Source organism: Halohasta litchfieldiae (genome assembly GCF_002788215.1).
In the GTDB taxonomy this organism is placed as follows: domain Archaea; phylum Halobacteriota; class Halobacteria; order Halobacteriales; family Haloferacaceae; genus Halohasta; species Halohasta litchfieldiae.
Genome location: NZ_CP024845.1, coordinates 3,229,878 through 3,249,586, shown reverse-complemented (window position 1 = coordinate 3,249,586; position 19,709 = coordinate 3,229,878). Strand labels below are relative to the sequence as shown.

Below are 19,709 nucleotides of genomic sequence, written 5' to 3'. Positions count from 1 at the left end.
CTCATGCCACGCACACCCGAAACACTCACACGACACGAACTCATCGGCCTCCCGATTCGGGTGGTCGACGCCGCCAGTGCCGACTCCGTCGGTATCTCAGGCCGCGTTGTCAGCGAGACGATGAAGACGCTTGTCGTGTCGACTGATTCGGGTGCAAAACGCGTGCCGAAGTCGCAGTCGACGTTCGAAGTCGCAGTCAGCGAGGAATCGATTGACGACCAAGGTGCAGGCGTGCACACAAATGAAGCCGCCGAGGTCACAGCGGGAGATCATCCCGCAGTGGACCCGTCAGACCGACGGGGCCGCAAGGACTCGGGGTCTTCGTCCAAACTCGGGAAGGAAACTGCGGGGGTCCGCCCTCGTCAGTCTTTGCCGTCGGAATGTTCCGTAAACCAACAGGGTGGATGCCAGGGCGGAGTCTACGTTACGGTGGATGGCAGCCGTCTACTCTCGCGGCCTGCAGAACGAACTGAACGCACAGGAGATTCGAAATGGCGATAGGACTTGACGTTCCTCTTCCTTCGGAACCACAGAACCCGGAGGAGTACGACTATGAGAAGTGTCCGTTTTACGGACAGCTTCCGGTTCGAGGCCAGACCCGCAGTGGGACTGTCGTCTCGACCGATATGGCAAAGACCGTCATCGTCGAGCAAGAGTACGACGTGTTCGTGCCGAAATACGACCGGTATATGAAACGCCGATCCCGTATTCCAGCGCACGTACCCGGTGTACTCGACTCGCTCGAAGTTGGTGACGAAGTAAAGATTGCGGAGACCCGACCGATCTCGAAGACGAAATCCCACGTGGTCGTCGAACTGCTTGGAGGCGATGCCTGATGGAGGCACTCAAAGCAGACGTCACGCAGGGACTCGAGAAGGGCTCGCTCATTACGTGTGCCGACAACACCGGCGCTCGTGAACTGCGAGTCATCAGCGTTGCGGGCTACTCCGGTACGAAGAACCGACACCCGAAAGCAGGGATCGCCGACAAAGTGACCGTCTCGGTCACCAAAGGCACCCCCGAAATGCGTCGACAGGTGCTGGAGGCCGTCGTGGTCCGCCAGCGCAAACCGATTCGTCGACCGGACGGTATTCGCGTGAAGTTCGAGGACAACGCCGCAGTTCTCATCGACGAGAACGGCGAGCCTCGAGGGACCGACATCAAGGGCCCAATCGCACGCGAAGTCGCCGAACGCTTCGGGAGCATTGCATCCACAGCGACGATGATTGTATAGCATGACTACACAACCACACAAACAGCGAAAATCCGCTGCAAACGCGTCGCTCCACGAGCGACACGAGCAGGTCAAGGCGCCGCTTTCGCCCGAACTCCGCGAGGAGTACGACCAGCGCAGCGTCCGCGTCAACGCGGGCGACACCGTCGAAGTGCAGCGTGGCGACCACGCTGGCAGCGAGGGTGAGGTCATCAAGGTCGACCTCAAAGCGGCCGTCATTCACGTCGAAGAGGTTACTGTCGAGAAGTCCGATGGGGAGGAGGTTCCCCGACCGCTCGAAGCCAGTAACGTTCAGGTCATCGAGCTCGATCTCGAGGACCCACGCCGTGAGGCCCGGCTCGAAAGCGAGGAGGATAACGAATGAGCAACCACCAGAAACGACTCTCGGTACCGAACTCGTGGCCGGTCGAACGGAAGACCGAAACCTACACCGTGAAAGCGGGCGCAGGCCCCCACGGTGAAGACGGCGTTCCCCTGCTCGTCCTGCTACGGGACGTGCTGGGCTACGTCGACTCGAAAAAGGAAGCGCGCTACGCGCTGAATCAGGGCTCGATTCTCGTCAACGGGGATGCAATCTCCGACGAGCGACGCCCAATCGGCATGTTCGACATTCTCGCGTTCACCGAACGCGACGAGTTCTACCGCGTGTTCCCCGACGAGGGCGGTCGGCTTGCGCTGACCCCCATCGACGAGGACTCAGCAGGTAGTCGACTCGGGAAGATCGTCAACAAGGAGCAGGTCTCCGGCGGCGACTTCCAGCTCACACTCCACGACGGAACGAACGTCCGAACCGAGGACGTCAGCTACGAGACGAACGATTCGCTCGTTGTCGACAACGAGACCAAGGAGATCGTCGCCCACTTCGACTACGAAGAGGGCGCCCTCGTCACCGCCGTCGACGGCCAGCACGCTGGCCAGATCGGCACGGTCGAGGAGATCCAGGTCACACTCGGCAGCGGTTCGAACACGGTTGTCGTCGAGGCCGACGACGCAAGCTACGAGACGATCGAGAGCTACGTCGTTGTCATTGACGAGAACTTTACGGGTGATGACGAATGAGCGAGGCAGAAGCCGAGTTCCACGATATGCGAGAGCCGCGTATCGAGAAAGTCGTCGTCCACATGGCCGTCGGCGAAGGCGGACGCGAGCTCCAGAACGCCCAAGAGATCCTCGAAGAGATCGCGGGCCAAGAGAGCATCCAGACGCTCGCCAAACGAACGGTCCAGGAGTTCGAAATCCGCGAGGGAGACCCAATCGGTGCGAAAACGACACTCCGCGGCGACGACGCCCACGAGTTCCTCGAAACCGCACTCCCGATTACGGAGCTGTCGACGTCGCAGTTCGACAACGTCGGCAACTTCAGCTTCGGTGTCGCCGAACACACCGAGTTCCCGAGCCAAGAGTACGACCCACAGATCGGAATTTACGGGCTTGACATCACCGTCACGCTCGTCCGACCGGGCTACCGTGTCGCCCAGCGCGACAAGGGTACGCGGTCGATTCCGAGCGGTCATCAGATGACCGTCGACGATGCGGCCAGCTACATCGAGTCGAACTTCGATGTGGAGGTTGAGGCCAATGAGTGAAAGCGAAACAGACCAGACGTCCGGAGACAACGCGGAACGGACGGGACAGCAGCTGTCCTGTCGGCGCTGTGACCGAAAACAGGGGCTTGTCGGCAAGTACGACATCAACCTCTGTCGACAGTGCTTCCGCGAGGTCGCCCGAGACATGGGATTCAAGAAGTATAGCTAACCATGGCAGGCAATGACCCACTGTCCAGCGCTCTCTCCGGCATCGATAATGCCGAGAGCGTTGGCCATCTCGGCATTACGGTACAGCCCGCCTCGAACATCATCGGCTCGATCCTCGAAGTCTTCTACGACCGAGGATACATCGACGGCTTCGAGTTCGTCGACAACGGCAAGGCCGGTCAGTTCGAGGTTGAACTATCAGGCGCAATCAACGAATGTGGCATCGTCAAGCCCCGCTACTCGGTTGGGGCAGACGGCTACGAGAAATGGGAGAAGCGATTCCTCCCGGCCCGTGACTACGGGTCGCTCATCGTCACGACAAGCCACGGCGTCATGAGCCACTACGAGGCCCGCGAACAGGGTATCGGTGGCCAGGTTATCGCCTACGTCTACTAACAATGACACGAACTGAAATCTCACTTCCAGAGGACGTGTCCGCTACGGTAGACCATCTCGAACTGACAGTCGAGGGCCCCGACGGCAGCGTTACGCGCCGTCTGTGGTTCCCCGATGTCACCGTCAGTGTCGAAGACGACGCAGTCGTCATCGCGACCGACGTCGAGGACGCCAAGACCACTGCGACGGTCGGCACGTTCGAAAGCCACGTTCGCAACATGATCCACGGCGTCAGCGAGGGATGGGAGTACAAAATGGAGATCCACTACGCTCACTTCCCGATGCAAGTGACTGTCGAGGGCGACGACGTCGTCATCGAGAACTTCCTCGGGGAGAAGGCAGACCGCCGGACTCCGATCCGTGGCGACACAGATGTACAGGTCGACGGCGAAGAGGTCACGCTTTCGGGCTCCGACAAGGAGGCCGTGGGCCAGACCGCCGCCGATATCGAACAGCTAACCCGAGTCAACGACAAGGATACGCGCGTCTTCCAGGACGGCGTCTACATTGTCGAGAAACCAACTGCAGGAGGTGCCTGAGATGGCAGACGAACCCCAAGAACTAGAGGACATCAGCGGTGTCGGCCCCTCGAAGGCTGACGCGCTCCGTGAGGCGGGCTACGAGTCGATCCAAGACATCAAGGCCGCCAGTCAGAGCGAACTCGCTGACGTCAACGGTATCGGCAATGCGCTCGCAGCGCGTATCAAAGCCGGTGTCGGTGACCTCGAAGTCGCCGACGACACCGAGGCCGAGGTCGAAGACGAGACCCCTGAGGCCGAAGTCGACGACGAGACCGAAGACGTCGAAACGGAGCTTGTTGCCCGCGGTCACGCGGACAAAAAGCCGACCCTCGACGACGAGACAGAGGGCGCACTCACACAGAAGCAGCGAGAGGGCAAACCCGCCTTCAAACGCCAGGACTACCACATGAAGAAACGGACGCCCGAATCGTGGCGTCGACCTCGTGGTGGCCTCTCGAAACAGCGACGTGGCTTCAAAAGTCGTGGGCCGAAAGTCGCCCCCGGATTCATGTCGCCGAAGGCCGCCCGTGGCCTTCACCCGAGCGGCTTCGAGGAAGTCCGTGTGCACAACACCGACGACCTCGACGACGTCGACGGCGACACCGAAGCAGTGCGGATCGCCAGCAAAGTCGGCGGCCGCAAACGCGAACGGATCGAGGAGATCTGTGAAGACGAGGAGATTCGCGTGCTGAACCCAACCTACATTGAAGTGGAGGTAGACGATGAGTGATCTCGGCTCCCAGAAACGACTCGCTGCTGACATCCTCGATGTCGGCGAGCGTCGTGTCTGGCTCGACCCCGAAGAATCCGAAGAGATCGCCGAGGCGATCACCCGAGAGGATATTCGGGATCTCGTCGACCAAGGCATCATCAAAGCGAAAAACTCCGACAACAACTCCCGTGGTCGTGCCCGCGAGCGCAACGAAAAGCGCGCCTACGGCCACCGGAAGGGCCAGGGTACCCGCAAGGGTAAATCCGGCGCCCGCGAGTCGCGCAAAGACAGCTGGGTCTCACGGATTCGAGCCCAGCGGAAGCGACTCAAGGAGCTTCGCGACGACGGAACGCTCGACCGCACGCAGTACCGCGAGCTGTACAACAAAGCCAGCGGTGGCGAGTTCGACAGCGTCGACCGGCTCGAAGCGTACGCTCGAACCAACTACGGCATTGAGGTGAACGCATAATGGCAACTGGACCACGATACAGAGTGCCGATGCGCCGCCGCCGTGAGGTCCGAACAGACTACCACCAAAGGTTGCGCCTGTTGAAATCTGGCAAACCTCGTCTGGTCGCCCGGACGAGCAACAAGCACGTCAGGGCGCAGCTGGTCACCCCCGGACCCGACGGCGATATTACCCACGTTGCCGCCTCCAGCGAGGACCTATCGGAGTACGGCTGGGAAGCCCCAACAGGGAACCTTCCGAGCGCGTATCTGACAGGCTACCTCCTTGGCAGCCGCGCAGTCGAAGCTGGCCTCGAAGAGGCCGTCCTCGACATCGGGCTGAACACGGCAACACCCGGTAATAAGGTGTTCTCGGTACAGGAAGGAGCAATCGACGCGGGGCTCGACATCCCCCACAGTGACAGCGTGCTGGCCGACTGGGAGCGGAATCGCGGCGAGCATATCGCCGACTACGCCGCCCAGCTCGACGAGCCGCTGTACAGTGGAGATTTCGACGCCTCTGAACTACCTGAGCACTTCGACGATGTGCTCGCTGCGATTCAGGAGGACGAATGAGCAACCACAACAACGGCTGGGAACCGCGAACGCGGCTCGGCCGAAAGGTACAGAACGGCGACATCACGACGATGGACCAAGCACTCAACTCCGGGCTCCCGATGAAGGAGGCCGAGCTCGTCGACCAGCTCCTTCCCGGACTGGAAGACGAGGTGCTTGACATCAACATGGTCCAGCGGATGACTGACTCGGGTCGCCGAGTCAAATTCCGCTGTGTCTGTGTGGTCGGCAACCGCGATGGCTATCTCGGCTATGCGCAGGCCCGCGACGAGCAGGTCGGCGGCGCTATCGAGAAAGCCATCGACGTTGCAAAACTCAACATCATCAAAGTCGACCGTGGCTCGGGATCGTGGGAGGACTCCGCCGGTGGCGTCAACTCCCTGGTCCGAACCGCAGAAGGCAAGGCCGGCTCGGTGACCGTCCGCATCATGCCCGCCCCACAGGGGCTTGGGCTTGCGGCAGCCGAGACCGTCCGGAACATCCTCGAACTCGCCGGCGTGCAGGACGCCTGGACGAAGTCCGACGGCAACACCCGAACGACGGTCAATCTCGCAAAGGCGACCTACAACGCACTGGAGAACGCAGCCCAGTCGCGAACGCCACAGCGCGCCAAGGCCGTCCGGAAGGAGGCCAACGAATAATGCAGGCACTCGTTCAGCTCCGCGGTGAGGTCAACATCTCACACGACATCCGTGACACGCTGAAGATGCTGAATCTTCACAGCGTCAACCACGTGACGTTCGTCCCCGAGACAGACACCTACCGCGGCATGATTACGAAGGTCAACGACTACGTTGCCTTCGGTGAACCGAGCGCCGAGGTCGTTGCAACCCTCATCCGTCGACGCGGCGAAGCCGACGAAGGCGACGCCGAGATCGACGACGCGTGGGTTGCCGACAACACCGACTACGACGACGTCGACGCACTCGCCGAAGCGCTCGTCGCCGAAGAGACGACGCTGCGAGAGCAGGGTCTCTCGCCGGTCGTTCGACTCCACCCACCACGCGGTGGCCACGACGGCATCAAACACCCAGTCAAGGAGGGTGGCCAGCTCGGCCACCACGAGACCGAGGAAATCGATAGCCTCTTGGAGGCGATGCGATAATGGGATCCAAGAAACGACGACAGCGCGGCTCCCGCACCCACAGTGGCGGCAGCCACAAAAACCGGCGCGGTGCCGGACACCGTGGTGGCCGTGGCCGTGCTGGCCGCGACAAACACGAGTTCCACAACTACGAACCGCTCGGCAAACACGGCTTTTCGCGCCCCGACTCGATCACGGATACGGTCGAAGAGATCCGCATCCAGAAGATCGACGAGGACGTCGCACTGTACGCCGCTGATGGCGACGCAGAGACCGACGGTGACGCCTACGTCATCGACGCCCGCGACGTTGTCGACACCGGTCACGACGTCGACGTCGTGAAGGTGCTCGGCGGCGGCCAGGTTCGCAACGAACTGGTCGTCACCGCCGATGCGTTCACGGCCGGTGCCGTGGCGGGAATCGAAGAGGCTGGCGGCGACGCCGTTCTCTCCGACCGCGCCGAGGAAGCTGAAGCGGAAGACGTAAACGAAGACAGTTCAGACGAATCATAATATGAGTTGGAAGGATGCCGCCGAACCGGTGTTGACCAGGATGCCCGTAGTCGCTCGTCCGGAGGGGCACGTTCCGTTTAAGCGGAAACTGCTGTGGACCGCCGGCGTGCTTGGCATCTACTTCTTCCTGACCAACATCGCGCTGTTCGGTCTGGATGCTGGTGGCAGTGATATCTTCGGCCAGTTCCGGTCGATCCTCGCGGGCGGTCAGGGATCGGTGCTGCAGGTCGGGATCGGTCCGATCGTCACCGCATCGATTGTCCTACAGCTGCTCGGTGGCGCGAACTTGCTGGGGTTAGATACGGATAACGATCCGCGCGATCAGGTGCTGTACCAAGGACTCCAGAAGCTGCTTGTACTCATCGTGACTGCGGCGACCGCAGCCCCGATGGTGTTCACGGGCAACTTCCTGCCAGCCAGTCAAACGGTTGGGAACGCACTCGGTATCGGCGTCACTGGCGTGCAACTCCTGATCTTCGCACAGGTGTTCGTCGGCGGCATCCTGATCCTGTTCATGGACGAAATCGTGAGCAAGTGGGGTGTCGGCTCCGGTGTCGGGCTGTTCATTATCGCCGGTGTCAGCCAACAGCTCATTGGTGGGCTGTTCAGCTGGTCGGGGCTGGGTGCAACCGGCCTGTTCGCCAGCTGGTATGGAATCCTGTTCGGTGATATCGGACTCGGTCCGACGTTTACCGCCCAGTGGTTCCAGTCGCTACTGTTCGATCCCGGGAACATACTGGCGCTGGTGACGACGCTGCTGATCTTCGGCATCGTCGTCTACGCCGAATCGGTCCGGGTCGAGATCCCACTGAGTCACGCCCGTGTTCGGGGTGCCCGTGGGCGCTTCCCGGTGAAGCTCATCTATGCCAGTGTCCTGCCGATGATCCTCGTCCGTGCGCTGCAGGCGAACGTTCAGTTCGTCGGCCAGATCATCTACAGCCAGATGGGCGACAGTATGCCAGCCCTACTCGGTGTGTACGCCGATAGTCAACCCGTCGACGGGTTCTTCTACTACGTCGCACCGATTCAGGCTCGCGCCGACTGGATGTGGTTCCTCGGGCTGACGCCCGCAGGCATCGATCCGTGGCAGATCGGCCTCCGTGTCGCCATCGACCTGACGTTCATGGTGGTCGGCGGGGCGATCTTCGCCATCTTCTGGGTTGAAACCACCGGCATGGGGCCGGAGGCAACCGCCAAACAGATCCAGAACTCCGGGATGCAGATCCCCGGCTTCCGCCGGAACCCACAGGTCGTCGAAAAGGTCATGGAGCGCTACATCCCACAGGTGACCGTCATCGGTGGTGCGCTCGTCGGCCTGCTCGCCGTGATGGCGAACATGCTCGGCACCATCGGCAACGTCTCCGGAACCGGACTGCTGCTGACGGTCTCCATTACGTACAAACTGTACGAGGAGATCGCCGAAGAGCAGATGATGGAGATGCATCCGATGATGCGGCAGATGTTCGGCGACGAGTAGCTGTTTCCCGCGGTTTTTTATCGGTCTCATCGCTGAGCCGTGGCTATCGCTTGGTTTTGATGATGTGTTTGATCCCGCGTAGCAACGGCACTGGGTCGTCGACAGTGAAGTTGTCGAAGCGGGGCATCTCGTAGCACGACTGGAGTATCGACCGACACTCGCCGAAAAAGGAGGGTTTGTCGACCAACGGAGAGTCCTCCCGAAGGATACTCAACAGATAGCCCAACTCGCCGTACAGCAGGTGGCTGCCGACGCCGACCTCGTAGCTGTGGTTGATCTCGTCGGCTCGGCCCTGCGACAGCAGCCAGTAGTAGTACGGGAAATCGGCTCCGGCCTGCACCGCACAGGGCAGGGACTGCCAGAGCCGCGGGTTGATTTCGGTGAGGACGAACTCGCCGGTGTCGACGGCTTCCATGAACTCGATGCAGGCCAGTCCGTGGTAGTCGAGGCTATCCAGTAGAGTTCGGCCCGCGGTTTCGAGTTCGGGGATCGACACCGTCTCGCGGTAGACGCCACCGCCGCCGGTGTAGGAGTCACCACGGATCTGGCGGTGTTGGAAGGTTGCCAGTGGCTCACCGTGGTCGTAGAGCGCGCCGAAGACGTACTCACTGTCGCTGCGGATGTACTCCTGAGCGATGGGGACGTGGTTCATCTCGCCGATGAGCGCCTCCGTGTCGGGCTGTTCGCCGGGATCGAGATGGGTGACTGTTTTGACCGTCTCGGATTCGGCGCTGGTGTAGCCGCTCTGTGTGGTGTTCGTCAGCAGGTTGTAGCGGGATTTGATGATGCGTTCGGGGCTCCAGTCGTCGACCTCGGTCAACAGTTGGGTCTCGGGGACGGCGACGCCAGCGGCCTCGGCGGCCGCAGCGAGCTGTAGCCGGTCGTGGACGACCCCGAGGAGTTCGGAATCCGGAGAGGGGAGGTCGACATAGCGATTGAACTCGTCGGCATATGTGGCAAACAGATAGGGGTCATGTGCCCGCAGCGGCATGATCGTCTTCACATCGGAACGGGCTGCAATACCGATCAAGGCGTCCTTGTAGGCCAAGAGATCGTCGTATGGAGAGGGGATGAGCAGGTGCTCGTCACAGAACCGCGAGCCAGCCGCGGGCACGTTTTCGTGTTCCGAAGCCACAATGGTGTGGATGTCCCGCCGGGCAAACGACCGGACACACGAGTAACTTCCCGGCTCAAATCCCGTCGGGATCAGCACCGACGGCCCCTGCGGACATTTCATGAACAGAGTATCGTCCCGAACCTGTATTAGTAATGAGTAGTTACGCAACCGGGAGTTCCGTATGAAGATCTCTACTCACCATACGCGTAAAATATGCTGTCCTTTGAGACTGTATATCTGTTGTATACTCATCTGATTGTCCTCCTAGTAGGCAGTGATTAAACGCCGAAAGAACACGGCTTAAGTGTGTTCGTACCCAACCACATCTCATGTCGGACCCAACTGATCTCGGGACGCTACGGCGCGGCACTGAGTTGGTGAAACGCGGTTTTGCACAGATGCAGAAAGGTGGCGTCATCATGGATGTCGTCACTCGAAAACAGGCACGGATTGCCGAGGATTGCGGTGCTGTCGCGGTGATGGCCCTCGAAGCCGTCCCCGCGGACATCCGCAAACGCGGCGGTGTCGCTCGGATGCCCGATCCAAACAACGTCACCGAGATCATCGACGAGGTCTCGATTCCGGTAATGGGTAAATCTCGGATCGGCCACCACACCGAGGCCCAGATCCTCGAAGCGCTGGGCGTAGATATGATCGACGAGTCGGAGGTCTTGACCCCGGCCGACGACGAGTACCATATCGACAAGCGCGACTTTACGTCTCCCTTCGTCTGTGGCGCACGGAACCTCCCCGAAGCCCTCCGACGCATCCACGAGGGCGCGGCGATGATCCGCACAAAGGGCGAAGCCGGAACGGGCGACGTCAACCAGGCTGTCCAACACCAGCGGACAATGATGAACCAGATCCGTACGCTCGAAGGACTCGACTTCCAAGAGCGCGAAAAATGGGCCCGCGAACACGGCGCACCCCGAGAATTAGTTCACGAGACCGCCGAGATGGGTCGACTTCCCGTCGTCAACTTCGCCGCAGGCGGGATCGCTACGCCGGCCGATGCCGCGCTGATGATGCACCACGACTGTGACGGCATCTTCGTCGGTTCGGGGATCTTCGGCGCCGAGGAGCCAGAACAGATGGGCAACGCCATCGTCGAGGCGGTCTCCAACTGGGACGATCCCGAGACGCTCGCCGAAATCGCCACCACCGCCGGTAGTGGGATGAAAGGCCAGTCGACCGAGTCGATTCCGGACGAAGAACGTCTTCAGGATCGCGGCGTCTAAACTGCCTTTTTACGACGTACTGTTGTTTTGATCGGGCTCGCTGTTGCCCTCACCGGCCGGAACGTACTCGATAGTCGGGTTCTGACCCGGTTCCACGGGAATCCGTTCGAGTTCCTCGCCATCGCTGCCCCGAATGACGATGTAGTAGTCGACGCCCTCGGTGTTGGGCGCTGGCTCGGTGTCGACGTCATCGATATTTTCGATATCTTCGCCGACGAGAAACTCACGGACAGCCGCCGTATCCCGGAGTTCGACCGCATCCCCACTTTCGGCGCTGACGAAGACGTTCCGACTCACGTCGGTGTTGTCGGTCGGAACGACCTTACTGTGCCACCACAGCTCGTCGTTTATAAACACAGGTACGGGCTCAACGACTTGGAAGTTGTCGCCCCAGCCGGTCTGGGAGTCGGCCGACCGAACGATTCCCATCGCCCGCTCGGGACCGGTGAGCGTCTGGTCTTCAGCTCCGAAATACCGGATCTCGCCGGTTGAGGCGTCGACGAAGAAGATCTCGTCGAGCCCTCTGGAATCCTCGCCGTAGGGCTCCATCGCGGTCACGTAGCTCATCTGCTCACCCGCGAGGTCGATGACGAACGGCTGGCTGTTGCCGGCTCCGGAGGGCATCTCGGCGACTTCGACCTGTTCGGCGTGTTCACCGACAACTGGGAGCTGGTTGATGATCCCGTTGCGGAAGCCGAGTGAGGCCATCTCTCGCTCCGTGTTGTAGAGGGGGTAGAGTCGCTGTCCGTCGAGAATCTCGCTTGCTTGGGCCTCCTCGGGCGAGAGGTGGGTGATCGTCCCATCCGGTGCGATCAGTGCGCCGCCGTCCCAGACCGGCACCGTGTGCGGAAGCGGGGTCAGTTGCCACTCGTGGCCCGTTTTGGGGTAGTACATGTAGGCCGTTCCGTCGTGGGTGAACTCGACGGCGTCGTCGCGGTACTGCGTCAGGTAGTCGGTTCGTTTGAGGTTCCAGTCGGCGCTTCGGTGGAGATACATCCCCTCACCGATAGCGAACTGCTGGTCGTCGTAGGCGGTTATCTGGCGGTTTTCCATCCGGGTCATATCCGACAGCAGGACGCCGCGCTGGTTGCTCAGGAGTTTGTTCCGGAACCCGTCGGGTTCGATGGCGTACGACCAGGCTAACGTCCCGTCTTCGGCCCGGGCGATATCGCTCGGCCCGAGGCGCTGTGTCCGGTAGGACGTCGACCCACGCGTCTGGATATCAGCGACCGCGCGTGGGACGATCCGTGGGTTGTCAGGGTTGATCGATGGGAGCTCGTCGATCTGCTGGCTCTCGGCCATCGTCCGATCCGCGAGCGTCCGCTCGGTGACCATCCCGGCAGGCACGGAGTAGAGCATGCCGACGACGAACAGGACGGCAAACAGCGTCCCCAACAACCCAAGCTTGGTAACGGCCGAATCGCTCAAAAATAGGCTCAGTGACCCGCCGTCGACCTGTCTACCCTCGGTGGTCAGCGGCGGCGCAAGCCAGAGGCCGACCGCAGCGATGAGGGTCGACCCACCGACGAGCAGCCACGTTGGCTCGTAGATGAGTGGATAGACGACGCCGTGAACCAGTGGTCGTGCGATGTAGACGAGGCCACAGATCGCAGTTAGGAGGGCGATTCGCTTGGCGAGATGGCTCCCGGTCGAAACCGACTCGAACCGGTCGCTAAAATCCCGTTTCATACAGGGAGTTATCCGAATCGTCTGATAGTTGTTTCTAAACTATCAACACGATGTGAACTGTGGCTTAGAACAGTGTCGCGCCCTGACTGACTCGCGTCTGGTAGGCGCGGGCTTCGACCCCCACATCGGCAAACGCATCCAACATTGCGGTCGCTACGTCCCGTCGACGGTCATCGTGGCAGACTGCGAGCATCGAGGGACCGGAGCCACTGACGGTGACGCCAATCGCTCCGGCCTGTTGGGCCGCCGTCGACACTGCGTCGTACCCCGTAATCAATTTCGCGCGGGCCGGCGTGACGAGTGGGTCAGCCATTCCTTGGCCGACGAGTTCGGGGTTCGATTGGCACATCCCGACTGCGAGCGTGGCGGCGTTACCAACGGTTTTGACCAGTTGTTCCATGCTGGCTGTCTCGGGGACGACCTCGCGGGCATCCCGCGTCGACACGGCGATTTCGGGGAGACAGGCCACGAGTGGGATATCGGCGTCGACCGACTCGACGCCCTGTTCGGTGGCGATGGTAAAGCCGCCGAGAATCGAGGGTGCAACGTTGTCGGCGTGGGCCGCCCCGGAGACGACGGCCTCGCCTTCGGCCGCGATTGGGACGAGTTCTTTGCGCGAGAGTCCCCGATCATACAGTTCGTTGAGTGCGACCGCTGCGCCCGCGGCGCTGGCGGCCGACGAGCCGAGTCCGGAGGCGGGCCGAACTCCTTTGTCGATCTCGATGCGTGCCGGGGCGTTGAGGGCGTCGACGACTGCCCCGACGGTGTTTTTCTCAGGATCCGTTGGAATGTACTGGCTACCGACGCCCGTAATCTCGATGGTGGTCCGGTCGGCGCGTTCGACACGGATCACGTCTGCGGGCCGGTCGAGGGCAACCCCGAAGACGTCGAACCCGCTCCCGAGATTGGCGCTCGTCGCCGGCGCGCGAACCGTAATCATGCGGCTGGGTTATCACAGTCGGGACAAAAAGATAGCGAACCGAATCGATGTGTCGCCACCGCGTTAGCTGTCTGCGGTGACATACACGATTGGTCCGATGACGATGAGCGTGAGTCCCAAAAACAGGTAGAAACTCGGCATCAGCGATTTCGGCGTCAGCACGAAGATCACGCCGAAGAGGATCGTGTTGAGACCGATCACCTGCTGGGATTTCAGTGGCAGTGCTCCAACCGTTGTCAGGATGAACCCCAACAACATGATCTGCCCGATGTTGTAGTTCAGCAGTATCGAGTCGACGAGCTGTAGCGGCAGCATTCTTATCGATAGGTGGCGGTGAAACGCGCATTAAACTTCCGTTCTTCCGGTGGCCGTGTCGACTGGGTTACTGTGGGCCAGTGATGTTCAGCGGTCGAATCCAGCCATACCAGAGCACGAATACCATTCCACCGTACCCCATAACAAAGACGATCTGCCCAAGCGTGTTCAGTCCGAGCTGTCCGAGCCCCCAGCGAGCAACGCCGGAGCCGGCGATACCAACGAACAGAATCAGTGCGAGCAGGAGGGTGTCTGAACTCAGAAACTCCCGAAGGTTCGTCTCGGCCATACACCGGTTTGGAGGGCCAGCCGTGTCAATCGCTCGGTTCGTTCGCAGTTAGTCGGCTTTTCCGAGCCGCGATTCGAGCTCCGCCTGTTCGTCGCTTCGGCCAATCGTCACGAGGGTGTCTCCGACTTCGAACTCGAAGGACGGTCTCGGGCTGGGGTAGGCATCGGGACCGCGTTCGACTGCGATCACGGTAACTCCGGTTTTGTTTCGAATGTTGCTCTCTTTGAGTGTGCTGCCGGCCAGCGGCGAGTCCTCGTTGAGGGTGTACCACTCGATGACGGTGTCGCCGCCGATCATCGTCGAACTCATATCCATCTCAGCTGGCTGGAAATGGACGTCTTCGAGGATCGCACCGAACGCCTCGGCTTCGTCCTCGCTGAGTTCGATGATACGGTCTGCGTCCGCATCGGCGTGTTCTTTTTTAAATATCTCGTGTTTACCGGTGTTGTGAATGATGACGACCAGCGACGAGCCGTCATGCACCGGTAGCTCGAACCGCTTGCCGACACCGGGTAAATCCGTCTCGGAGATGTCCATATCTAACAGTATATGGATAGTTGGATAAGTATTCACCCGATTGACGATGCCGCGTCGGTCGGATCGATGCCGAGCCAGTCGACCGGATTCGCATACCCTTATCAAGGCGGACTACACAGTACGGATAACATACTCCTCTATGAGGGTGTCATAGAAAGCGTCACACACGAAGACGCAGGATGTTGGAACTGTGTCTACGAGCGCCAGCATCCTGCAAGAGGAGACTTCTATCGACGAGTTCTTCAATGTAATGGCGACCGAGACGCTCGCGTTGTTCGAGCATCTTGAGTTCGACTTTCTCGAAGAATTCGATGTGTTCGCCCCCGCTCGCCGGGGGCGAACACGAGATCATCACCCACCAGCACTCTTCCGAGCGTTCCTGCACTGCTACTACAAGAACGTCTACGGCATCCGTCCAGTCACGCGAGAACTCCAGAACACGGTCGTCTGGCTCAGCTGTGGCTTCGATCGACCGCCGTCGAGAGACGCGGTCGATCGCTTCCTCACCGACCTCGAACACGTCGTCGACGAGGTCTTCGACCGCCTCGTCGAGCAGGCCGCCTGCCGCGGCCTGCTCGACTTGACCTACTCCATCGATTCCACCGACGTGAGGACGATGCCCGCCGACCAAGACGCGTCGAAAGGCTACGATCCAACCGCCGAAGAGTACTACCACGGCTACGGCTGTACGATCGTCTCGACCGGGCAAAAGATCCCGATTGCCGCGGAGTTCACCGAGAGCAAGCAAGCGCCAGAGGAGACGGCGATGCGCGTCACGTGTGACGCGCTCGCCGTCGAGAAACCGATCTGGATGCTTGGAGACAGCGCCTACGACACGCTCGGCTGGCACGACCACCTGCTGGCCGCAGGGGTCGTGCCAGTCGCTCCGTACAACGCACGAAACACCGACGATCCGAAAGACATCGAGTACAGGGTCGAAGCCCGCATCGACGAACACAGCGAGGACGTTCAGCTGAAGCAATCGACGCTAGACGAGACGTACAACCGCCGGAGTGGAGTCGAACGAACCAACGACGCCGTCAAGGACTGCGGCCTCGGGCACGTTCGCGCCCGAGGCCGCGTCCACGCACGAGCACAAGTGTTCCTCGCGCTGTGCCTTCGTCTCGTTATTGCGATCACCAACGACGAACGCGGAGACAATCCAGGAAGCACCGTCATCACGCTATGAGAACTATTCTATGACACCCTCCTCTATGGCTACCCTCCTGTTGGAAGTCGGCGTGATGTTCGCGGTGGTTGCCCTCTGCGGAGCCCTCGCCAAGCGAATCGGCCTCTCTGTCATTCCATTCTATATTATTGCCGGGATTCTGTTCAGTCGGTTCGTCATCGGTCGACTCGGGCTGCCGCACATTCAAGAAACCGAGTTCATTTCGATTGGTGCCGAAATCGGCATCGTCTTTCTGCTCTTCTTTCTGGGACTTGAGTTCAATCTCGACCGACTGCTCGAAAGCCGCGAGTTGATCGGCAAAGCCGGACTCATCGATCTTGGAATCAACTTTCCGGTTGGGTTCGCCCTCGGTTATCTGTTTTTCGGTGATCTCATTGCCGCAACGCTGATGGCCGGAATCATCTACATCTCGTCGAGTGCGATCATCACCAAATCACTGATCGATCTCGGCTGGATCGCCAACGACGAGGCCAATCCAATGCTCGGCACGCTCGTTTTTGAGGATCTGTTTATCGCCGTCTATCTCGCCGTTATTTCGGCACTCGTTATTGGCGGCGGTGACGTGAGCGAGGCCGTCCAATCGGTCGGCATCGCGGTCGGCTTTATTGTTATCCTTCTGCTACTCGTCCAGTTCGGCAACGCGCTCTTCGAGCGCCTGCTCACCACCGAGTCCCACGAGTACTTCGTCCTCCGGGCAGTCGGCGTCACTGTCCTCGTGGCGGGAGCGGCACTGGCTCTCGGTGTCAGCGAGGCCGTGGCGGCGTTTTTCATCGGGATGGCATTCAGTTCAACGACCCACGTCCACGAACTGGAGACGCTTTTGGAGCCGGTCCGCGATACCTTCGCAGCAGTGTTTTTCTTCTGGATCGGACTCATCACGGACCCGCTGCTGGTCGTCGGCGTCGCCGGGCTACTGGCGGTCGCAATTATCGTGTCGACGCCGACCAAACTCCTCAGTGGCTACTGGGGCGGCCAGGTCTACGGGCTGAGCCACACCCGGTCGGTTCGGGTCGGCACGGGAATGGTCACTCGCGGTGAGTTCTCGCTAATCATCGCAACGGTCGCGGCCGCCGGAACCGGACCCGTGCTCACCGAGACGATCCCGGCGTTCGCCGTCGGCTACGTCCTGCTGATGAGCATTCTTGGAACCGTTTGTATGCAGTACTCCAGCGTCCTCGACAGTATCATCCCCGACCGCACAACCACCACCCGAGCCGACCCAGCCGACTAATCCCATGCGACTGATCCAAACACTTGTCCCTGACGGGAAACACGACACGGTCGTCGACATTCTCGAAGCCGAGGACATCGAATTCGCAATGACCAAAGAGAGCTCCGAATCGGGCTTTAGCGACATCGTCTACATTCCAGCCGAGTCCGACGATGTCGAGGCAATCGTCGACAAACTCCGGGATGTCGGCGTCGAACGGGAAGGGTATATGGTCATTACCGATGTCGAGACCATCGTCTCCGAGCAGTTCGAGGAGAAACAGGACGAAGACGAAGACGGGGGCGAAAACGACCGCATCTCGCGGGACGAACTCCGGACCAAAGCCCGAAACCTCTCTCGAAGCACGACGAACTACCTCGTGTTGACGATCATTAGCGCCATCGTCGCCACTGCGGGCCTGCTCCAAGACAGCGCAGCGGTTGTCGTCGGCTCAATGGTAATTGCCCCGCTGATCGGGCCAGCGATGGCCTCCTGTGTCGGCACCGTGATCAACGACGACAACAACGCTTTGTTCTGGGAGGGAGTTCGCTCGCAAGCGATTGGGCTTGCGGTTGCCGTCCTAAGTGCGACACTGTTTGCGGTCGCCTACCGGTTCCTGTTGGCCCCTAACCTCGAACTCCTGTTGATCCAACAGGTTGCCGAACGCGCCCATCCCGGACTGCTGGCGCTCGCAATTGCGTTGGGGGCTGGAACCGCCGGTGCACTCTCGCTGACCTCCGGAGCCGACGAGGCACTGGTCGGCGTGATGATCGCCGTCGCCCTGATGCCGCCAGCCGCGTCGGTCGGTCTCGGCATCGCCTACAGCGACCATCGCCTCGCTATCGGCGCAGGTGTGTTGGTGTTGGTCAACCTGTTGTCGATTAACATCGCCGGCATCGTGACGATCTGGGTCAAACGCTACAAGCCGACCCAGTGGTACGACGCCCAGCAGGCCCGGCGAGCCACTATCGGTCGACTGGCCATTTTCGGACTCGCGGTCTTGCTTTTGACCTCGTTTTTGGCCGTTAGCTCGCTTGATGCCCGCGACAACGCGGCGTTCGAAAGTCAGGTCAAGGCGATTGCCCAAGACACCACCGACCAACTGTTGGCTGTCGACATCCAGTATCGCGCGGATCTAGTCACCCAGCAGCCGACCGCGGTGACGATCTCCGTCTACGGCGAGAATCCGCCAGCCGCTGCTGCGATACGGGAACGAATTCGTCAACAGACGGGTGTCGACGTCCCAGTCACCGTCATTACTGAACAAGTAGATACTGCCTAACTGGTCTAAACATTCCATCTCGGTCGGTAGGGCCAGATTACCACTGTCTCGCGACCCGTTAGCAAGGAAATAAAAGCGTACTGAGACGGTGTATCGACTACTCGCTGAGCTGGCTGTAGGAGCCAACGAGGCTTTCGGAGAGATCGAGTCCCTCGATGGTCGCCTTCTCGTCGAAGACGGTGTCGGTGAGCACGGCGTCTTCGACGTGGGCGTCGGGGAAGATCAGTGAGTCGGTGACCGTGGAGTCTTTGACAGTTGCACCGGACATGACGTGAGTCGAGCCGTTTAGCTCGCTGTTTTCGACGGTTGCGTCGTCGGCGATCAGCGGTTCGCCACCGAGCTTCCAGTCGACGGCGTCGAGGTAGGCCGCGGCCTCGCCGATGTCGAACCAGACGTCCTCGAAGGTGAAGGCGTGGACAGACTGGCGGTTCTGGAGCCACTGGAGGAACCAGCCAGGCTCGTCGGGGTTCTGGTCGTCGGCGAGATAGGTATCGAACTTCGGCAGGACGTCCGCCGGGAAGGCGTAGCAGGCAATCGAGGCGAGGGTGGTGTTGGGTTCGTCAGGTTTCTCCTGGAAATTGACGACCTCGTCGCCGTCGAGTTCGACCAACCCGTAGGATTTGGCGCGTTCGAGATCGCCGACATCGTAGGCCGCCAGCACTGGCGACTGTTTGTCCTCGAAGAAGTCGACGAAGTCCGCGATATCGAAGCCGACCATGTTGTCACCGGCGATGATGAGCAGGTCGTCTTCGAGCTCCTCGCGGTCGATCAGTTGGGCGAGCGCGCCGACGACGCCGAACTTCTCGTCTTCGTCGCTGGTGTCTTCGACCGACAGCTCGGGCTTCTGGTAGCCCTGCTCCTCTACGTAGTTGTCGAAGTCCGTGGCGAACCGCTCGTTGGTACTGATATAGATATCCTCGATCTCGTCGTCGTCTTCGAGTTGAGCGAGCGTTTTGTCGATTACTGTCGTGTCGCCAACCGGGAGGAGCATCTTCGGTCGGTTCCGCGTGATCGGCCACATCCGGGTGGCATAGCCACCGGCAAGAACAATTGCATCCATACCATGCTAACCTGTCTCTGTTAACTTATAGTCTTTCCTTGCGGTGATTACAAACAGTCGTTACAGACTGTATATTGCCTTGTTACTACTCATAACTGATTGAATAGAATGGCAATATATTCCGCATAGA

Annotated in this window: 27 protein-coding genes; 20 read left to right on the top strand and 7 right to left on the bottom strand. The window is 60.4% G+C overall.

What is annotated here, in order from left to right:
• The first annotated feature begins 3 nt into the window (after positions 1-3).
• From HALTADL_RS16570 to secY, 16 genes are read left to right on the top strand one after another with little or no spacing between them, the layout of a single operon-like run.
• Positions 4-501, top strand: coding sequence for a ribonuclease P protein component 1 (locus HALTADL_RS16570; RefSeq protein ID WP_089673492.1), 498 nt, complete (start codon positions 4-6; stop codon positions 499-501).
• Positions 492-836: a 30S ribosomal protein S17 gene (locus HALTADL_RS16565; RefSeq protein WP_089673493.1), complete on the top strand. Its 345-nt coding sequence runs from the start codon at positions 492-494 to the stop codon at positions 834-836. Before HALTADL_RS16570 ends, HALTADL_RS16565 begins: the two co-directional genes overlap by 10 nt.
• A complete protein-coding gene (locus HALTADL_RS16560; RefSeq protein ID WP_089673494.1) occupies positions 836-1,234 on the top strand; it encodes a 50S ribosomal protein L14 in 399 nt (132 codons plus the stop codon). Before HALTADL_RS16565 ends, HALTADL_RS16560 begins: the two co-directional genes overlap by 1 nt.
• Position 1,235: 1 nt before the next feature.
• Entirely contained in the window at positions 1,236-1,598 is a 363-nt protein-coding gene (gene rplX / locus HALTADL_RS16555; RefSeq protein ID WP_089673495.1) for a 50S ribosomal protein L24, read from the top strand.
• The gene (locus HALTADL_RS16550; protein WP_089673496.1) at positions 1,595-2,293 is read left to right on the top strand and encodes a 30S ribosomal protein S4e; all 699 of its coding nucleotides are present in this window, start codon (positions 1,595-1,597) and stop codon (positions 2,291-2,293) included. Before rplX ends, HALTADL_RS16550 begins: the two co-directional genes overlap by 4 nt.
• Entirely contained in the window at positions 2,290-2,820 is a 531-nt protein-coding gene (locus HALTADL_RS16545) for a 50S ribosomal protein L5 (protein ID WP_089673497.1), read from the top strand. Before HALTADL_RS16550 ends, HALTADL_RS16545 begins: the two co-directional genes overlap by 4 nt.
• A complete protein-coding gene (locus HALTADL_RS16540) occupies positions 2,813-2,989 on the top strand; it encodes a 30S ribosomal protein S14 (RefSeq protein WP_089673498.1) in 177 nt (58 codons plus the stop codon). Before HALTADL_RS16545 ends, HALTADL_RS16540 begins: the two co-directional genes overlap by 8 nt.
• Before the next feature lie 2 nt (positions 2,990-2,991).
• The gene (locus tag HALTADL_RS16535; protein ID WP_089673499.1) at positions 2,992-3,384 is read left to right on the top strand and encodes a 30S ribosomal protein S8; all 393 of its coding nucleotides are present in this window, start codon (positions 2,992-2,994) and stop codon (positions 3,382-3,384) included.
• Positions 3,385-3,386: 2 nt separating this feature from the next.
• Entirely contained in the window at positions 3,387-3,923 is a 537-nt protein-coding gene (locus HALTADL_RS16530) for a 50S ribosomal protein L6 (protein WP_089673500.1), read from the top strand.
• A 1-nt stretch (position 3,924) separates the two neighbouring features.
• Positions 3,925-4,635, top strand: coding sequence for a 50S ribosomal protein L32e (locus HALTADL_RS16525; protein WP_089673501.1), 711 nt, complete (start codon positions 3,925-3,927; stop codon positions 4,633-4,635).
• Positions 4,628-5,086 (top strand): 50S ribosomal protein L19e, encoded by a 459-nt coding sequence (locus HALTADL_RS16520; RefSeq protein ID WP_089673502.1) that lies wholly within the window; start codon positions 4,628-4,630, stop codon positions 5,084-5,086. Before HALTADL_RS16525 ends, HALTADL_RS16520 begins: the two co-directional genes overlap by 8 nt.
• Positions 5,086-5,640: a 50S ribosomal protein L18 gene (locus HALTADL_RS16515; protein ID WP_089673503.1), complete on the top strand. Its 555-nt coding sequence runs from the start codon at positions 5,086-5,088 to the stop codon at positions 5,638-5,640. Before HALTADL_RS16520 ends, HALTADL_RS16515 begins: the two co-directional genes overlap by 1 nt.
• A complete protein-coding gene (locus HALTADL_RS16510; RefSeq protein ID WP_089673504.1) occupies positions 5,637-6,281 on the top strand; it encodes a 30S ribosomal protein S5 in 645 nt (214 codons plus the stop codon). Before HALTADL_RS16515 ends, HALTADL_RS16510 begins: the two co-directional genes overlap by 4 nt.
• Entirely contained in the window at positions 6,281-6,745 is a 465-nt protein-coding gene (gene rpmD, locus HALTADL_RS16505) for a 50S ribosomal protein L30 (RefSeq protein ID WP_089673505.1), read from the top strand. Before HALTADL_RS16510 ends, rpmD begins: the two co-directional genes overlap by 1 nt.
• Entirely contained in the window at positions 6,745-7,236 is a 492-nt protein-coding gene (locus HALTADL_RS16500) for an uL15m family ribosomal protein (RefSeq protein ID WP_089673506.1), read from the top strand. Before rpmD ends, HALTADL_RS16500 begins: the two co-directional genes overlap by 1 nt.
• A gap of 1 nt (position 7,237) precedes the next feature.
• Positions 7,238-8,713: a preprotein translocase subunit SecY gene (secY, locus tag HALTADL_RS16495; protein ID WP_089673507.1), complete on the top strand. Its 1,476-nt coding sequence runs from the start codon at positions 7,238-7,240 to the stop codon at positions 8,711-8,713.
• 43 nt (positions 8,714-8,756) lie between these two features.
• Here the strand turns inward: secY and HALTADL_RS16490 are convergent, their stop codons facing one another.
• Positions 8,757-9,950, bottom strand: coding sequence for a carboxylate--amine ligase (locus HALTADL_RS16490; protein ID WP_089673508.1), 1,194 nt, complete (start codon positions 9,948-9,950; stop codon positions 8,757-8,759).
• A 209-nt stretch (positions 9,951-10,159) separates the two neighbouring features.
• Between HALTADL_RS16490 and pdxS the strand changes: the two genes are divergently transcribed.
• Positions 10,160-11,068, top strand: a complete 909-nt coding sequence (gene pdxS / locus HALTADL_RS16485; RefSeq protein ID WP_089673509.1) for a pyridoxal 5'-phosphate synthase lyase subunit PdxS — start codon at positions 10,160-10,162, stop codon at positions 11,066-11,068.
• A 9-nt stretch (positions 11,069-11,077) separates the two neighbouring features.
• On the opposite strand, the gene HALTADL_RS16480 is transcribed toward pdxS, so the two are convergent.
• The 5 genes from HALTADL_RS16480 to HALTADL_RS16460 form a co-directional block, all read right to left on the bottom strand.
• Positions 11,078-12,757: a hypothetical protein gene (locus HALTADL_RS16480; RefSeq protein ID WP_177171950.1), complete on the bottom strand. Its 1,680-nt coding sequence runs from the start codon at positions 12,755-12,757 to the stop codon at positions 11,078-11,080.
• Between the two features lie 64 nt (positions 12,758-12,821).
• Positions 12,822-13,697: a homoserine kinase gene (locus HALTADL_RS16475; protein ID WP_089673510.1), complete on the bottom strand. Its 876-nt coding sequence runs from the start codon at positions 13,695-13,697 to the stop codon at positions 12,822-12,824.
• 63 nt (positions 13,698-13,760) lie between these two features.
• Positions 13,761-14,012: a hypothetical protein gene (locus tag HALTADL_RS16470; protein WP_089673511.1), complete on the bottom strand. Its 252-nt coding sequence runs from the start codon at positions 14,010-14,012 to the stop codon at positions 13,761-13,763.
• 67 nt (positions 14,013-14,079) lie between these two features.
• Positions 14,080-14,301: a hypothetical protein gene (locus tag HALTADL_RS16465; RefSeq protein WP_089673512.1), complete on the bottom strand. Its 222-nt coding sequence runs from the start codon at positions 14,299-14,301 to the stop codon at positions 14,080-14,082.
• Positions 14,302-14,349: 48 nt separating this feature from the next.
• Entirely contained in the window at positions 14,350-14,838 is a 489-nt protein-coding gene (locus tag HALTADL_RS16460) for a cation:proton antiporter regulatory subunit (protein WP_089673513.1), read from the bottom strand.
• Positions 14,839-15,088: 250 nt separating this feature from the next.
• Here HALTADL_RS16460 and HALTADL_RS16455 point away from each other — a divergent pair, with 250 nt between their 5' ends.
• Genes HALTADL_RS16455 through HALTADL_RS16445 form a run of 3 tightly spaced genes read left to right on the top strand, consistent with a single transcriptional unit; the run spans position 15,089 to position 18,519 of the window.
• Complete coding sequence (locus HALTADL_RS16455) at positions 15,089-16,027, top strand: transposase (protein WP_015911568.1); 939 nt, start codon at positions 15,089-15,091, stop codon at positions 16,025-16,027.
• Positions 16,028-16,037: 10 nt separating this feature from the next.
• Positions 16,038-17,258, top strand: a complete 1,221-nt coding sequence (locus tag HALTADL_RS16450; RefSeq protein ID WP_245708508.1) for a cation:proton antiporter — start codon at positions 16,038-16,040, stop codon at positions 17,256-17,258.
• Positions 17,259-17,262: 4 nt separating this feature from the next.
• Positions 17,263-18,519, top strand: coding sequence for a TIGR00341 family protein (locus tag HALTADL_RS16445; RefSeq protein WP_089673603.1), 1,257 nt, complete (start codon positions 17,263-17,265; stop codon positions 18,517-18,519).
• Positions 18,520-18,616: 97 nt separating this feature from the next.
• Here the strand turns inward: HALTADL_RS16445 and HALTADL_RS16440 are convergent, their stop codons facing one another.
• Positions 18,617-19,579 (bottom strand): sugar phosphate nucleotidyltransferase, encoded by a 963-nt coding sequence (locus HALTADL_RS16440; protein WP_089673604.1) that lies wholly within the window; start codon positions 19,577-19,579, stop codon positions 18,617-18,619.
• Positions 19,580-19,709: the final 130 nt, after the last annotated feature.

Bases quoted from the DNA above. Each gene is read 5' to 3' on its own strand.
- HALTADL_RS16560 (WP_089673494.1), top strand. From the start codon at position 836: ATGGAGGCACTCAAAGCAGACGTCACGCAGGGACTCGAGAAGGGCTCG.
- HALTADL_RS16540 (WP_089673498.1), top strand. From the start codon at position 2,813: ATGAGTGAAAGCGAAACAGACCAGACGTCCGGAGACAACGCGGAACGG.
- HALTADL_RS16550 (WP_089673496.1), top strand. From the start codon at position 1,595: ATGAGCAACCACCAGAAACGACTCTCGGTACCGAACTCGTGGCCGGTC.
- HALTADL_RS16475 (WP_089673510.1), bottom strand. From the start codon at position 13,697: ATGATTACGGTTCGCGCGCCGGCGACGAGCGCCAATCTCGGGAGCGGG.
- HALTADL_RS16515 (WP_089673503.1), top strand. From the start codon at position 5,086: ATGGCAACTGGACCACGATACAGAGTGCCGATGCGCCGCCGCCGTGAG.
- HALTADL_RS16460 (WP_089673513.1), bottom strand. From the start codon at position 14,838: ATGGACATCTCCGAGACGGATTTACCCGGTGTCGGCAAGCGGTTCGAG.
- pdxS (WP_089673509.1), top strand. From the start codon at position 10,160: ATGTCGGACCCAACTGATCTCGGGACGCTACGGCGCGGCACTGAGTTG.
- HALTADL_RS16535 (WP_089673499.1), top strand. From the start codon at position 2,992: ATGGCAGGCAATGACCCACTGTCCAGCGCTCTCTCCGGCATCGATAAT.
- HALTADL_RS16450 (WP_245708508.1), top strand. From the start codon at position 16,038: ATGACACCCTCCTCTATGGCTACCCTCCTGTTGGAAGTCGGCGTGATG.
- HALTADL_RS16545 (WP_089673497.1), top strand. From the start codon at position 2,290: ATGAGCGAGGCAGAAGCCGAGTTCCACGATATGCGAGAGCCGCGTATC.
- HALTADL_RS16510 (WP_089673504.1), top strand. From the start codon at position 5,637: ATGAGCAACCACAACAACGGCTGGGAACCGCGAACGCGGCTCGGCCGA.
- HALTADL_RS16565 (WP_089673493.1), top strand. From the start codon at position 492: ATGGCGATAGGACTTGACGTTCCTCTTCCTTCGGAACCACAGAACCCG.
- HALTADL_RS16465 (WP_089673512.1), bottom strand. From the start codon at position 14,301: ATGGCCGAGACGAACCTTCGGGAGTTTCTGAGTTCAGACACCCTCCTG.
- HALTADL_RS16525 (WP_089673501.1), top strand. From the start codon at position 3,925: ATGGCAGACGAACCCCAAGAACTAGAGGACATCAGCGGTGTCGGCCCC.
- HALTADL_RS16490 (WP_089673508.1), bottom strand. From the start codon at position 9,950: ATGAAATGTCCGCAGGGGCCGTCGGTGCTGATCCCGACGGGATTTGAG.
- rpmD (WP_089673505.1), top strand. From the start codon at position 6,281: ATGCAGGCACTCGTTCAGCTCCGCGGTGAGGTCAACATCTCACACGAC.
- HALTADL_RS16570 (WP_089673492.1), top strand. From the start codon at position 4: ATGCCACGCACACCCGAAACACTCACACGACACGAACTCATCGGCCTC.
- HALTADL_RS16480 (WP_177171950.1), bottom strand. From the start codon at position 12,757: ATGAAACGGGATTTTAGCGACCGGTTCGAGTCGGTTTCGACCGGGAGC.
- HALTADL_RS16440 (WP_089673604.1), bottom strand. From the start codon at position 19,579: ATGGATGCAATTGTTCTTGCCGGTGGCTATGCCACCCGGATGTGGCCG.
- HALTADL_RS16455 (WP_015911568.1), top strand. From the start codon at position 15,089: ATGGCGACCGAGACGCTCGCGTTGTTCGAGCATCTTGAGTTCGACTTT.
- HALTADL_RS16520 (WP_089673502.1), top strand. From the start codon at position 4,628: ATGAGTGATCTCGGCTCCCAGAAACGACTCGCTGCTGACATCCTCGAT.
- HALTADL_RS16470 (WP_089673511.1), bottom strand. From the start codon at position 14,012: ATGCTGCCGCTACAGCTCGTCGACTCGATACTGCTGAACTACAACATC.
- HALTADL_RS16445 (WP_089673603.1), top strand. From the start codon at position 17,263: ATGCGACTGATCCAAACACTTGTCCCTGACGGGAAACACGACACGGTC.
- HALTADL_RS16530 (WP_089673500.1), top strand. From the start codon at position 3,387: ATGACACGAACTGAAATCTCACTTCCAGAGGACGTGTCCGCTACGGTA.
- rplX (WP_089673495.1), top strand. From the start codon at position 1,236: ATGACTACACAACCACACAAACAGCGAAAATCCGCTGCAAACGCGTCG.
- HALTADL_RS16500 (WP_089673506.1), top strand. From the start codon at position 6,745: ATGGGATCCAAGAAACGACGACAGCGCGGCTCCCGCACCCACAGTGGC.
- secY (WP_089673507.1), top strand. From the start codon at position 7,238: ATGAGTTGGAAGGATGCCGCCGAACCGGTGTTGACCAGGATGCCCGTA.